This is a genomic window from Sporocytophaga myxococcoides DSM 11118, assembly GCF_000426725.1.
GTDB classification, from domain to species: Bacteria; Bacteroidota; Bacteroidia; order Cytophagales; family Cytophagaceae; genus Sporocytophaga; species Sporocytophaga myxococcoides.
The window spans coordinates 502,735-517,198 of the sequence record NZ_AUFX01000004.1 but is presented as its reverse complement, the minus strand read 5'-3'; the positions used below and the strand labels follow the sequence as shown (position 1 = coordinate 517,198).

Sequence of the window (14,464 nt, the reverse complement as noted above, 5' to 3'; positions counted from 1 at the left end):
AATGTTTTCTGAGATATTAGAAGTTGAGCATTCCCCTAACTTATCTGTTATCCAATTGTTTAGGTTTATGCCAATGCGTCAAATAAAATTTCTACCGGATGTTTGGCAGACCTGCCTGTTCCATCTTTTATCTGATGTCTGCAGCTTGTTCCCGGCGCAGCAATGATTGTCTCTTCAGAAGCTTTTCTGACTGCAGGGAAGAGCACAAGTTCGCCAACTTTCATGGAGACATCATAGTGTTCCTCTTCATATCCGAAGGATCCTGCCATTCCACAGCATCCTGATGGAATTACCTCCACTTTATAGTTTGAAGGCAGGGTAAGAATCTTCTGGGTATATGATACAGATGAAAGTGCCTTCTGATGGCAGTGACCATGAAGTTTTATCTGCTTTGCTTCTTTTTTGAAAGCATTGGCATCAATTCTTCCGGCTTCTGCTTCTTTTGCAAGGAATTCATCTATAAGTAAGCTGTTCTTAGCAAGGTTTTCCGCGGACTGTTTTTGTTCAGGTGTTGCTAGCGCAGGATATTCATCTCTGAAAGACAGGATCGCAGAAGGTTCTATTCCAAGCATTGGATGTTCTTTGCTTACTTTGTCTTTTAGCATGTCAATGTTCTTTCTTGCTATTTTCTGAGCTTCACGGATAAGTCCTTTAGACATGTATGTTCTCGCACTTTCAAGGTGCTCAGGTATTTCGACTTCATATCCAAGCTTGGTAAGCAAGGCTATTGCTTTGATTCCGATATCAGCCTCGTTATAGTTGGTGTATTCGTCACAGAATAAGAAGACCTTTCCTTTTTTACTTCCCTTTGCCTGCAGCGCTTCTTTATTTTTGCCTGCCCATTTTCTAAGAGTTACCGGTGAAAGAAGTGGTAATGGACGTTTGTTTGACATGCCCAGTACCTTTTTCATTATACCTCCTGTAAGACTGTTTTTCATGACAAAATTTGACAAGCCTGAGAAATTACTAACTATGCTGTTGGCTTTAGCAAAATTAGCTATCATCATGGCTCTGAAAGGAACTCCCTTTTCATCATAATACTGCTGAAGGAATTCTGCTTTCATCTTTGCCACATCGACGTTAGATGGACATTCAGATTTGCAGCCTTTGCAAGACAAGCAAAGATCCATTACCTCGTAAATTTCGTCGTGGGCAAATTTATTCTTTTTAGGAGATCTGGTAAGAAACTCTCTCAGGATGTTGGCTCTTGCTCTTGTAGTTTCTTTTTCGCTTCTCGTTGCCATAAAGCTAGGGCACATGGTCCCGCCTATGATATGTGATTTACGGCAATCTCCGGAACCATTACATTGCTCCGCAAGTCTCAATATTCCCTGGCTTTCTGAGAAGTCGAATACAGTATTAAACTGATTGGTAACCTGATTGGATTCATACCTCAAGAATTCATTCATTTTTGGAGTATGAACTATTTTCCCTGGATTAAAGATGTTGTTAGGATCCCATACATGTTTAAGATCTACAATCATGTTATAGTTCTTTTCTCCTATCATCTTTTTAACAAATTCCCCTCTTACTCTTCCATCTCCATGTTCTCCGCTGAGAGATCCTTGAAATTTTTTTACAAGGTCAGCTACTTCATCAGTGATAGTGAAGAACATTTGTCTGTCTTCTTCCTTTTTCAGATCAAGAATAGGGCGAAGGTGAATTTCCCCGTCACCGATATGCGCGTAAAAGACACATGACTTATTATGCTTCTCAAGTATTTGTTGGAATTCTTTAATAAATTCTGGCTGATCTTCTACAGCTACTGCTGTATCTTCAATACAGGCTACTGCTTTAGGATCGCCAGGAACATTCGCCAGCAAACCAAGGCCCGCTTTTCTAAGACTCCAGACTTTATTTACATCAGCTCCATGAAGTACCGGAAAATAGTATCCATATCCATTGGCTCTCATTTCAGCTTCCATTTCGCTGGCAAGCTTTTCAATTTCTTCTTTGCTGTCTCTAGCAAACTCAACTACCAATAATGCACCCGGATCTCCTTGCACAAAGAAGCGGTTTTTGGTCTGCTCGATATTATGTTTGGTGCACTGAAGAATAATATCATCAATAAGTTCGACAGCTCCTGGATTATACTTTAGCGCAATCAGGTTAGCTCTTGTACTTTCGTCGATGGTATTCATGTGAACAGCTACCACAGCTTTATGCTTTGGCGGCACATCCACCAGGTTAAGTTTGATTTCAGTGGTAAATGCAAGCGTACCTTCAGAACCGGCAAGTAACTTACACATGTTAAATGCAGGTTTACCAGAAGTGAATGGCTGTGATTCGAGCAACTCGTCTATTGCATATCCGGTATTTCTTCTTCTGATAGAAGGCTTAGGAAATTCTTTTCTGATTTCCTCAGCATTGGCAGAGTCGGAAAGAATATTCTTAATATGCTTGTATATGTTACTTTCGAGGGTTGAGCCTTTGGTTTTTGCTTCAAATTCATCAAGGGTAACAGATTTAAAGGTAGCATCAGAACCATCGCTCAGAATAGTTTTCAGTTCAAGAGTGTGATCTCTTGTAGTTCCGTAAATGACTGAGTGAGAACCACAGGAGTTGTTTCCCACCATTCCCCCAATCATACATCTGGTAGAGGTGGACGTTTCCGGAGCAAAGAAAAGTCCTTGTGGTTCAAGAATTTTGTTGAGCTCGTCAAGGTTTACACCCGGCTGCACTCTTACCCACTTCTCCGCTTTATTGATTTCCAGAACTTTTGTCCAGTGGAACGAAACATCTACCACGATTCCTTTTCCCACAACCTGTCCGGCAAGTGAGGTACCTGCAGTACGTGGAATGATCGATGTTTTATGTTGATTGGCGAATGTTATTAGTTTTTTAATATCCGACTCCGATTTTGGTCTTGCCACAGCCAGTGGCAGTTCGCGGTAAACAGATGCGTCGGTTGCGTAAAGAGTACGCATGGTAAGGTCTGTAAAAAACTCGCCTTCAAGTGAATTCTTCAGTTCTTCTAATTTCGCCAGCATTAACTTCTTATATTCTTAGGAAACTACAAATTTAACGATTTGCGGGATAACAAATGGGCAGAATATGACAATTCTGCTTTTTTATTATAAAAATCGCTATTTTTAAATTCAAAGTTCTATAAGTATGAAAAAAATAATCGTTCCGGCCGCATTTTTTATCATTTTAGGCCTTTCTCTTCTGAGCGTAACTTCTAAACCTCTTTTCCCGGATTATTGTCCGGACGCAAAAAAATACACTTCTCTCCAGGATGCACTTGCTGAGCCGGAGAAGGTGGTAAAGTTGGATATCAGTATGTTAAAGCTTACTGCCATACCTCCTGAAATCGGAAAATTAACCAACCTGGAATGTCTGGATGTTTCTTTTAACAGAATTACCACGCTCCCTGCTGAAATGGCGAATTTGAAAAAATTAAGATATATCGATTTGACCGGTACAAATTACATGGCAAAGCTTCCTCCGGTTTTGGCTCAGCTTCCTAATCTTCAGGCAGTGAACATTTCTGATCATGCCTATTGGAAACCGGCTCAATTTGAAGAGGCTAAGAAGTTTTTGCCAAATGTAAAGATGATTTTATCAAATGATTGAATGAAAGGTAAATGCTTGTCTGTATATTGAAAACTTACAGGCATTTATTTTCCAATATTTCTTGACGAGTCCTTCAGTTCTTTTGCCACATCTCTTACAGAATCTGCTTCTTTCTTAAGCTTTCTTGCTGCCAGATCTAAAGAGTCTGCTCTTGCCTTTTCCAAATCCGCTGCATTTTGAAGTTTATCTTCTTGCATTCTTGCCTTCTGTTCTTCAGGTGATTTGTTGCAAGACATCAGTGAAAATATCAAGCTGCAAAAAATTAGTCTTTTCATAGTTTTACATTATTTTTACCTAAAACTCACCTGAATAAGCATTGTTCTTCGTTTTTAAAGAAATCCAAAGCGAAATTACCCCGTACATAACCTTAGTTTATAAAATAGCAAAACAGAATTATGGACTCTATCCTTCATTTCTTCATGAATCATTTCTGGTGGATTGTTCCGCTGGCAGTGATAGTTTCGATAGCCATTAAGGACATTTTCTTCAACCGTGCACATACGATTAAGCACAATTTTCCTGTGGTTGGTCACCTGCGCTACTTGCTTGAGAAGATCGGACCTGAAATGAGACAGTATATCGTTGCTAATAACAGAGAGGAACTTCCTTTCAACCGTAGCCAGCGTTCATGGATTTATGCAAGCTCAAAGAGAGAAAATAATTACCAGGGATTTGGTACAGACCAGGACCAGAATGCGGCAGGGCATATTTTCATTAACCCGGCAATGTTTCCTTTCGGTCTGAAGCCGGGCCACCCAAATATTGAAGACCCTGCATTTGTGCCATGTGCAAAGGTCATCGGACTTGCGAATAAAAGAAAAAAGCCGTTCAGACCTTATTCTATAGTAAATATTTCTGCGATGAGTTATGGTTCACTTTCTTCAAAAGCTGTTGAATCTATGAATAAGGGCGCTTTGAAAGCAGGTTGTTATCATAATACAGGTGAAGGAGGTTTAGCGCCTTATCACTCTTTTGGTGCAGATGTTGTCTTTCAGGTAGGTACGGGATATTTTGGGGTGAGAGATGAATTAGGAAATTTCTCAATGGAGAAAATGGAGGCTTTGGTTAAGAAGAATACGTTTGTGAAAGCAATTGAATTTAAACTTTCCCAGGGTGCTAAACCTGGCAAGGGCGGGGTACTTCCTGCTGCCAAGATAACTCCGGAGGTTGCTGAGATTCGTCAGGTTCAAATGGGAAAAGATGTAATATCTCCAGCTTGTCACTCAGCTTTTGGCAATGTGCCTGAAATGATGGATTTTATAGAAAAGGTAGCAGACAGGACAGGCTTGCCGGTTGGAATAAAATCTGCAGTTGGTAAATTGGAGATGTGGGAAGAACTTGCTGATTTGATGGCAGAAAGAGGCACTGGTCCTGATTTTATTACAATTGATGGTGGAGAAGGTGGAACAGGAGCTGCACCTCCCGCATTTGCTGACCATGTTTCATTACCTTTTGCTTATGCCTTCAGTAAAATCTATAAAGTATTTGCTGAAAGAGGTTTGTCAGACAGAATTGTATTTATAGCTTCTGGTAAACTGGGATTCCCGGCTAAAGCGTTGACGGCCTTTGCTATGGGGGCGGATATCATTAACGTTGCAAGAGAAGCGATGATGTCTATTGGTTGTATTCAAGCCCAGGTATGCCATACAAACAGATGTCCGGCAGGTGTTGCGACTCAGAATAAATGGCTTGCTGCCGGGGTAGATGTGACCTTGAAGTCTGAAAGATGTTATAATTATATTAAAACACTTAGAAAAGAACTACTTGAAATCACACACGCATGCGGTTATGAGCATCCTTGCCAGATGACTATGAGAGATGTGGATCTTAGTATGGGTGATAACAACATGACAATAAAGTTGAGAGACTCTTACAAATACGATAAGGTAAAGGTGAACTTTACTAGTATGCAGGATATTAAGGATTGCCATTATCTTGGAGGACCGGCAATTGCGAAGAAGAAAGAAGGGCAACTGGTTTAGACGTTTGTTATTATATATTTAGGATTTTAGCATAAAGAAGGGGCCGTTAAGGCCCTTCTTAGTTAGCTTTAGAAGTAATGTTTGTTTGAAACTGAGATTTTTAATCTGATTAGTCTTACGTATTATTGTCGTAAGATTAAATTTTACAAAAATGAATAGAATTAAAATTAGCAGTCTTTTTTTCTTGTTTTTTATCCTGTTTTCAAGTGCTGTTTTGGGACAGTATTTAGGATTGAACCCTCTAAGCAAGCCTATTTCTTATAAGGATAAAACGCTTGTTGTAATTCTTGACGAGTCAGAGGAATATACAAATGATATAAAAGGACCATTGAATGAAGCATTAAAAACGGATTGGACATTAACCCCTTATAAAGTAGTCTCTTCTCATGAGCTTGAAGCTAAAATTGGTGACTATCAGAAAAATGAAAAATATATTTTTCTAAGTTTTGAATTTGTAAAGGTAGGAACTACCGTTGGTGGAGGATTGGCTTTTGGTAAAACGGTTAAAAGGAATGCTTATCTTGGGCCAGAGGTGAATGCTAAAGGAAAAGTAAAAAAATCAAATTTCATTTTCGTTCCAACCAGCATGCAAGAGTTTTCTTTAAAAGGAGGAATAATCAAAGATATCTATAATTTGCAAGGCTACTTATTGAATGGGATGGATGATCTGATTGCCCCGAAACAGAGTATCAGAGAAAAGACTATCTATGTAAATAAATTACATATAGGCTCAAGAGATGAGGAAGATATAAAAGCAAAATATCCATATCCGGTAAAAGTCTTAAGCGGAGAGGAATTTTCAAAAGCCCTAGAGGAGAAAAAGTCAGACGTTCTTTACTTTGATTACGTTGATAATGCTAAGGTAGGATATATCATGATTTATTCTTTAGATAAGAATGGAACTATACTTTGGAGGCAAGGAGCAAAAGGAGTAAATAATTTTGTTCACGCGAATTTTGATGTTCTGAGAAAGAAGTTGGATAAGGGGAAATAGTGATACAATGAAATTCTGAGCCTCTTAACAAGATGACGCGGAATCTAAAGGTTTGTCCTTATCTTGGATATGCAGAGATAAAGAGTTGGCTGAAGTAGGACAATTAATTAAATGTATAGGGAAAAGGCTCTCTCATTAAGAGATGGCCTTTTCTTGTTTTTGTTCCGGACAAAAAGAAACTATTCCTCATTTTCTAATTCTTTAAGAATTTTACTCACATCCTCTTCTGTTGTACTTAGTTTTGTCTTGCAGATTTTTATAAGTTGAGCAGCTCTTTTTACTTTATCTGACAGGTCATCTACGGAAATTTCTCCTTGTTCTATTTCTGAAACAATTAGTTGAAGTTCTTCAAATGCTTCTGTATAGCTTATTTTTTCACGCATCTTTGTCTGATTGATCTATTGATTTAATATTACTATCAATAACACCGTCTATAACTCTAGTCTGAATTAAATCTCCCTTCTTTAGCTTGTCAACGCTTTTTAATGCCTTACCATTATACAAGGTAATGCTATAGCCTCTTTTTAACACGCTTTCAGGGCTCATGTTATTGATGTTTTTTTCTATGTTTTTTAATTCTTGTGATTTTGATTCTATAAATCCTGGTAAGCGTTTAACAATCTCTTTTTTGTTCTGAGCCAAAAGCAGGAGAGATTGACGGTGGAGCAGCTTTAAATCTTTTCTCATATCTGCAGTCACCGTTTTCAGACAAAGGTTCTCTTTCTTCAGTATATAAAATGAATGATGCGATAATGATTTGCTCTCATTCACAATATCATTTTTGTATTTGTTAATACTATTAGTTGAAACAGACCTGAATAACCTGGAAGCGCTATGAAATCTGGCCTTTTCATCCGTGATCATTCGAAGGCTTTTGTCTTTGATTTTATCCTCAGCCTTTTGAACGGGAATGGAAAAGTTGTGAAATTTCTGTAAGAGAAATTCAGCAAGCTTCGTTGGGGTGATCTGATTTGAAAAGGAAATCATTTCTGCTACCGTTTCATTGGTTGCATGGCCAATTCCAGTCAAAACAGGGATCGGGAATAAGGCAATTTCTTTTGACAGCAAATAATTATTATAACATGACAATCCCACGTCACCTCCTCCACCCCTAATGATTGCAACAGCGTCGAAGTGCTCTATGACTTTTTTGATGTTCCTCAATTGTCTGATGATGTCTTCAACAGCCTTTTCACCTTGTAGTAATGAGGGAAAGAGAAAGGTAAAGAATTTATAATTCCATGAATTTTCCTCAATTACTTTCATGAAATCTGCATAACCCTTGCTCGTTTCAACCGATATGATGGCAAGCCTTTGTGGTAACAGAGGAAGCTTTAATGTTTTGTTTTGATGGTATATTCCTTCGTTTTGTAGTTTAAGAATAGTCTCTTTCTTTTCTCTCTCAAGATCTCCAAGAGTATAGTGAGGATCAATCTCAAGTATGTTAAGCGCTAAACCATATCCCGGATCAAAACATATTTTTGCAAGAAATAAAATCTTGATACCATCTTTTAATGGCTCTTTAAGAATCTTAAGAAACTTGTCGTTTGCGTTTAAGTAATCCGTTTTCCAAAGTATGGATTTTAACTGAGCAATAACTTTTCCCTCCTGCTTTTCAACAAGCTCCGGATAACAATGGCCTGAATGTTTATAATGGTTCAGCTTGTTCATTTCTGCCATTACCCAAAAAGCATTTTTATACCTTTCAGAAAGAGTCTTTTGTATGCTCTTGGTCACTTCAAGCAATGAAAATACACTCTTGTCATTGATCTGGTTAGGCATTTGTTGAAATGAGAACGGTTAATGGCTTAAGGCAAATTATTGAATTAAATTATAAGATTCAAATGGAGTGTAAAAAATAAGTTGCGGGTTGAGCTCAATCGTTATGGGAAATTAGTTAGATTGGTGGTTCCTGGGAGAATAAATCATATACCCTTTATTCTGATGTTTTTAGTCAATAAGTCTAATTTGAAAGAAGAACAATGAGCACTCACGCCGACAAAGGACAAGAGAACAAAAATCGATCAGTTTCGAATTTCGTTTCTCAAAGACAAAGTAGAAGCAATTCTAATTTTCAGTTTGTTGATAATCGGCCGGAAGCAGTTGCTCAAAGAAAACTTCAGGACATGGTAAATAACAGTCAGCAAGCGAAACAAGCAGCTCAACTGCAGACTATGGTTGACAATAGTACCGCACTCAGACAGCCACCTATTCAGAAAAAGGGAAACAATACAGGCTTGCCAGATAATTTAAAATCTGGTATAGAAAACCTTTCTGGGTATTCTATGGATGATGTGAATGTCCATCGTAATTCTGATAAACCTGCTCAATTCAATGCTCATGCATACGCACAAGGGACAGATATACATTTAGCTCCCGGACAGGAGAAACACCTGCCTCATGAAGCCTGGCACATAGTCCAGCAGAAACAAGGGAGAGTAAATCCGACCATGCAAATGAAGGGTGGAGTGAATGCGAATGATGATGCGGGATTGGAGAAAGAGGCGGATGAGATGGGAGGAAAGGCATTACAGGCTGTTTCTTATAACTCTCAGACGGCATTGAGGGATAAAGGACAATTGAAAGAAACAACAATCCAAAAGAAAGAAGTGTTTTCTAAGAAAGCATTTGCCGACCCAAAAGATTACATTAATAAGCATATTGATAAAAATGGAGTCAATGACATATATGAAGACGCAGGGAGTAATATGTTTGAAGGTGCTCCAATGAAAGAGAAGGTAGATGAATTATCCAAAAGAGCTACCAGAAACCCGTTAATAGAAAAAATTAAAAAATTTATACGCGATTCTACTAAAAAACTAGAGGCAGATACTACAATTTCACCGCAAGATAAAAAGTCTAGCGAAGATGCCAATCAAAGATTGGCACGTTTGATAATTGAAATTGAAAAAATAAAAGATGCCAATGATGCAGCACTATTTTTAAAACAAAATTCATTATCCATTTCGAAGCTTCCCTTCAAAACACAAGTGGATAGTGGTATTGGTATTCATGTGGAGTCTCAAAAAGGGACCGGAGGAAATGATAAAAACATTCACACCTTCCATTTCGACAAGAGTTACCAAAAAATAGCACCTACCGATGTTGGAAATGATCAAAATAAAGCAGACCTACTAAACGGACCTTGGAAGAGAGGCTGGGTACCAGGGCATCATACAATTACGAATTACCCACATCGATTTATTGAGCATGTCCATGTAAATAAAGATAAATCTGAAGATGATGGTAAAGTGGATATTTATAATACCGATAAAAGGGATGATGCTGGTTTAGCCATAAAACATGGTGAAAAGATAGCTGCGATGAAGTTATCGGGGAAGGAGTCTCAAGCGTTTAAAAATAAGAATGAAAGTTGGTATGAAAATCAAATTTCCACTCAATACCCTAAACCCCGTGGGAAGTAATGCCATAACATTCACTTTATGATTCTTTAATCTGTAAGAGTTAAACACAACATAAAAACATATTATCAGCTAAATGGCCGCGAGACGTAATGGCTCACGCTGCACCTCTCCTGCAACTGTATGTATTGCTAATATCACGCAGTATGCACAAAACTATACCTGCGAATCTTTAGTCATGCCCTGATAAAGAATTCAAAATTCCGTAACTTTAGATTTATAATTTTTAGTGTTCTTATGAAATATACTTTTGCCCTACTATTTGTACTCAATTGTACATTTGTTAAAGCCCAGATTAATAGTCCTAAAAAATTTGCAGAACATGTTTTTAAACTCATGCAAGAATGTAAGTATGAGGAATTAAAGAAAGTAATGGTTTCGGTAGATGCAGTTCCATTGATAAAGGAATATGATAATAAAAAAGAAACGGAAAAATCTACAGCGTTAGAAAGAGAGTATTTGAGAGGTTATTCGAAGGTGTTATCTGCACATAGTGAAATCTATGAAAGAGGTATAGGCTGGAAGTTTGTCAAATTTAAAAAAGCCTATCAGCTCCCTTCTAAAAAGGATAACGAACAAAAGTTTGTGCTGGTCACATTCAATATAAATGATACCGGCAACTATGTATGTATTGTCAGAACTGTCTTAACAAACAAGGGCTATAGGCTTATGGGCAGCTCGATAAAGTTTGATTATTTCCCTGATGAAGTGAAAAATTATTTACCTCAGATTGGCTCTCCTCAAGTATTGCCCGATGTAAGTAAAAGTCAAAATTTTCGGGACTCCAAAATTACTGACACAGTAGTTGTTAAATCGGAAAAGGGTGTTATTAAAACTTATTATTCCAATAAAGAAAAAGTTTATTCGACCACGGAAAATGACCAGACAGGAATATCAACTAAAACATATTTTTATAGAAACGGAAATATTCTCGACTCTACAATGGTTGCTTCAAATCAGGTACTTTTCAGATTGCAATATTCTCCTCTAGGGAAGTTGAAAAACGAATATCGAAGAGAAGGGAACATCCTTATTGGCCGGGAATATTACTCCAATGGAATTTTGAAATCTGAAGAATTGAGAACAGGTGGTAAACTGAATGGTCCGGACAAAACATTTTATTACACTGGACAAGAGAGGAAGATTGTAAATTATATAAATGATCAGCCTCAAGGACTTGTGAAGGAGTATGATTTATTTGGGAAACTTATTGGTGAGAAAAACTATTCGAATGAATCAGTTGCGGGTAAGCTTCAAGACCTGAGGTATTTCATCTCTTTCGAAGAGGTCTTTAAATACCTCATTACAAATTTTGAGACAATGGTTTATTTGCATAGGAAACCATCAGGCTGGTTTATTTCAACTCCGGAAACACCAGGGGGATTAATCATGCTCTGGAGCTTTAAAGATCAGAAGTTTGTAACTGCTCCCGGTTTAAAATATTCTGCTTATGGAAAAGGTGCTAATGAATATTATAAGAAGAATGCCAACCTTTTCAAGCCTAAGACACTTTTTTCCGGCTATGATGGCTGGTCAGAAGATGTAATTAAACTATTGCATGGAAAAGCTTCTGTTCCGGATTCATTGCAACCAAGTTTATTCGAAGCATATGTTGATCAGATCATTCAATCGCTGGAAAAGAAGGATACTACAGCTACTCAGTATTATTTCAAATCATTGAAAGAATTTTCTAAACAACCATTTGTTTCAAAAATCGGCCTAAATGAGAACTCTTTCGCATATAATTATCTGCTGATTGCTATTCGTGCCAAACATTTTAATAATATCAAAGAGTACAATCGATTTTTGTCCCTAGTCCATTTTACCCCAACTCTTTCAGCACACGGAAAGAGGGTTTTGAGTGAATGCGAGCAGAATGCTTTACTGTTTTCGCAAAACTGGCTGCTTTTGTATGGGATTCAGCTTACTGAAAATTATAGAAAAGATGTGATTGTAATAGGTGCAAATGATTTGCTGGCTGACTGGTATCGGGACTTTATTAAGAACGAGAACGATCTGAAGTTTAGCATCGCTGATTCGGTTTATAATAAGATGAACAGTTTTCAAATAGCATCAGGTAGCAGTATATATAAAAACATTTCGGTCCAGAGTTTTCTAGAATTGATTCAGGAGAAACAAGTTCTATCAGGCAAGCTCGAGTTGCCATACAATCTTTCTAATTTGGATTTGCATATCAGTAAGGATAGATTTTATCGGTTCCCACAAAAGACTTATTCATATATTGTAAAATCTGAAATCCTACAGATGGATTTTCTTCAGGCCTTTACTGAAAAGAATCCCAAGTATCCATTAATGTTTGAAAGCAATTATATATTCGGTGACGTCAGTTCTCGGAAAGGATTTATTGTGAATTTAGGTTTACCATTTGATTCCCTAGTAGGAGATAAGGACATATTTCTGAATGATCCTGCTTCAATTGTTTTTAGCATTAAAAGCCTACAACAGATAGAGCCTGAATACTATAATTATTATGCCTACAAAATTACTGGGCTTGCTTCTCTTTATTCCCGTGCTGGTAAGAAAGAAAATGCATCCCAGCTGATTAAAACCTATATGAAACTTTTTACTGGAGTAGGATCAGAAATAAGTCTACATGTGCGTGGGTCAGCAATTACAGCTGCTTACCAGGTTGGAGACAGAAAGGAAGGGGACGCTTATATGAATGAAACAATGCTTCTGATAAATTCTCCGAAGAGCAAATTTACAAAGGATGAAATAAGGTATTTTAAAAGTGATATCCTGTCATTATATGAAGCAATGAGTCTGAATGAATGCATAAAAAAATTCTATCCTGAAGAATATGAACGAAAGAAGCAGGAAGAGAAAAAATGGAAGGGTGAAGGAGCTGGAGGAGTAGAAATTGGAGATTCAAAGATGGAGGAAACGATTGCGAAATAATTTTAATCCTTAATCTGATCATTATCGAAAAGAGTTGAATAAAAAAGGCTGTCTTAAAAGACAGCCTTTAATTTCTTAAAGCTCTATATTCACCTGATTTCGTAGCAGGTCTTCCATTGTTTCTCTTTTTCTTATCAGATGCGCTTTGCCCTTATAAACAAGCACTTCAGCAGGTCTGAACCTTGAGTTATAATTTGAACTCATGCTGAAACCATAAGCGCCCGCATTTTTAATTGCAAGAATATCACCTTCGCGAACATCATTTAACACAAGTCCTGTTCCGAATGTGTCTGTTTCGCAGATATATCCTACTACATTATAAGGCTTCTCAACTCCTGAAGGATTAGAGATATTTACAATGCTGTGATAAGCACCATACATCATAGGTCGGATCAGATGATTCAATCCAGAGTTTACTCCAACAAAAGTCAGGTCTGGGGTTTCTTTTACAACGTTTGTCTGAACCAATAAATAACCTGATTCACTCACAAGGAATTTACCTGGCTCAAACCATAGCTCCAGTTCTCTGCCATAGTTTTTGCAGAATTGCTGAAATGAAGAAGACATTTTTTCTCCAAGCTCTGCAATATCTGTTGTATAATCTCCTTCTTTATAAGCCACTTTGAAACCGCTTCCGAAGTCAAGGAAACGAAGGTTCTTAAAGTTCTTAGCAAGATCAAAAAGAATATCAGCTGCTTTCACAAATGCATCTGCACTCTTAAAGTCAGAACCACTGTGAATGTGAAGGCCGATTATATCAATGTTGTATTTTGAAACTACTTCAAGAATTTCAGGAAACTGTTCTATCGAAATACCGAATTTAGATTCTTTATGGCCGGTCATGATTTTAACATTTCCTCCCGCATCTATATGTGGATTGATTCTGATGCAGCAAGGTACTGATGAGCCAAATTCTTTACCGAATTTTTCCAGGAAAGGAAGGTTATCAAGATTGATGGTTACACCTTTTTTTACACCAGCCTGAATTTCTTCATAAGCCACACAGTTAGGAGTAAACATGATGTCCTTTGCAGTGAAACCAGCCAGAAGGCCAAGCTCCAGCTCTTGTAAGCTCACTACATCTATCCCTGATCCGGCTTTATTTAAAAGTTTAAGGATGGCCTGATTGGTCAATGCTTTTGCTGCGTACTTAATCTTTAGATTTACACCGGAAAAAGCATTTTTTAACCTCTGAAACTGCGAAAGGATTTTTTCCGCATCGTAAACATAAACAGGCGAACCGAACTCTTTTGCGATTTCGGATAATTCTACACCCTGAATCTGATAATTGACCTCTTTGAGCAACATAGTAAAATTTATGAAATACAAAGATAACAATTCCATTGGGATTAGTTAATGCAATATTTTTTGTATAACTTTTGGACTTTCGGAAAATTATCAATTAATTTGAGTATTCGTCGATAAAAAAATGAAGTTAAACGTACATATGAGCTGGTGGTGGAGCATTTCTTAAGAAGTGTGAACACAAGAGCTATATATGCATAAAAATATTAAGGGAAGCTTGCTGTTCAACAACAGCAAGCTTTTTTAGTTTAAAAGGGGAGAAGATA

10 protein-coding genes are annotated in these 14,464 nt (G+C 37.5%); 5 read left to right on the top strand and 5 right to left on the bottom strand.

Translation table 11 applies throughout. The features are described 5' to 3' along the window. Nucleotides 1–65: 65 nt before the first annotated feature. Nucleotides 66–2,990, bottom strand: coding sequence for an FAD-binding and (Fe-S)-binding domain-containing protein (locus K350_RS0105070; RefSeq protein ID WP_028978979.1), 2,925 nt, complete (start codon nt 2,988–2,990; stop codon nt 66–68). Nucleotides 2,991–3,114: 124 nt separating this feature from the next. Between K350_RS0105070 and K350_RS0105065 the strand changes: the two genes are divergently transcribed. Further along, nucleotides 3,115–3,576 (top strand): leucine-rich repeat domain-containing protein, encoded by a 462-nt coding sequence (locus K350_RS0105065; protein WP_028978978.1) that lies wholly within the window; start codon nt 3,115–3,117, stop codon nt 3,574–3,576. 44 nt (nt 3,577–3,620) lie between these two features. Here the strand turns inward: K350_RS0105065 and K350_RS0105060 are convergent, their stop codons facing one another. Then, a complete protein-coding gene (locus K350_RS0105060; RefSeq protein WP_156026935.1) occupies nt 3,621–3,851 on the bottom strand; it encodes a hypothetical protein in 231 nt (76 codons plus the stop codon). A 120-nt stretch (nt 3,852–3,971) separates the two neighbouring features. On the opposite strand from K350_RS0105060, the gene K350_RS27465 reads away from it, so the two are divergent. After that, complete coding sequence (locus K350_RS27465; protein ID WP_051312879.1) at nt 3,972–5,558, top strand: FMN-binding glutamate synthase family protein; 1,587 nt, start codon at nt 3,972–3,974, stop codon at nt 5,556–5,558. 151 nt (nt 5,559–5,709) lie between these two features. Next, on the top strand, nt 5,710–6,552 hold the full coding sequence (locus K350_RS0105050; protein WP_028978976.1) for a hypothetical protein: 843 nt from the start codon (nt 5,710–5,712) through the stop codon (nt 6,550–6,552). A gap of 179 nt (nt 6,553–6,731) precedes the next feature. On the opposite strand, the gene xseB is transcribed toward K350_RS0105050, so the two are convergent. Together xseB and xseA are read right to left on the bottom strand one after the other, a co-directional pair. Then, nucleotides 6,732–6,935 carry an exodeoxyribonuclease VII small subunit gene (xseB, locus tag K350_RS0105045; protein WP_028978975.1) on the bottom strand — a complete coding sequence of 68 codons (204 nt, stop codon included), beginning with the start codon at nt 6,933–6,935 and terminating at the stop codon, nt 6,732–6,734. Beyond that, entirely contained in the window at nt 6,928–8,334 is a 1,407-nt protein-coding gene (gene xseA, locus K350_RS0105040) for an exodeoxyribonuclease VII large subunit (RefSeq protein WP_028978974.1), read from the bottom strand. The genes xseB and xseA overlap by 8 nt, the downstream gene beginning before the upstream one ends. 200 nt (nt 8,335–8,534) lie before the next feature. Between xseA and K350_RS31915 the strand changes: the two genes are divergently transcribed. Together K350_RS31915 and K350_RS30790 are read left to right on the top strand one after the other, a co-directional pair. Beyond that, nucleotides 8,535–9,977, top strand: a complete 1,443-nt coding sequence (locus K350_RS31915) for an eCIS core domain-containing protein (RefSeq protein ID WP_081670895.1) — start codon at nt 8,535–8,537, stop codon at nt 9,975–9,977. 234 nt (nt 9,978–10,211) lie between these two features. Continuing rightward, complete coding sequence (locus K350_RS30790; RefSeq protein WP_028978973.1) at nt 10,212–12,893, top strand: toxin-antitoxin system YwqK family antitoxin; 2,682 nt, start codon at nt 10,212–10,214, stop codon at nt 12,891–12,893. Between the two features lie 75 nt (nt 12,894–12,968). Here the strand turns inward: K350_RS30790 and lysA are convergent, their stop codons facing one another. Then, nucleotides 12,969–14,201 carry a diaminopimelate decarboxylase gene (gene lysA / locus K350_RS0105025; RefSeq protein ID WP_028978972.1) on the bottom strand — a complete coding sequence of 411 codons (1,233 nt, stop codon included), beginning with the start codon at nt 14,199–14,201 and terminating at the stop codon, nt 12,969–12,971. Between the last annotated feature and the right edge of the window lie 263 nt (nt 14,202–14,464).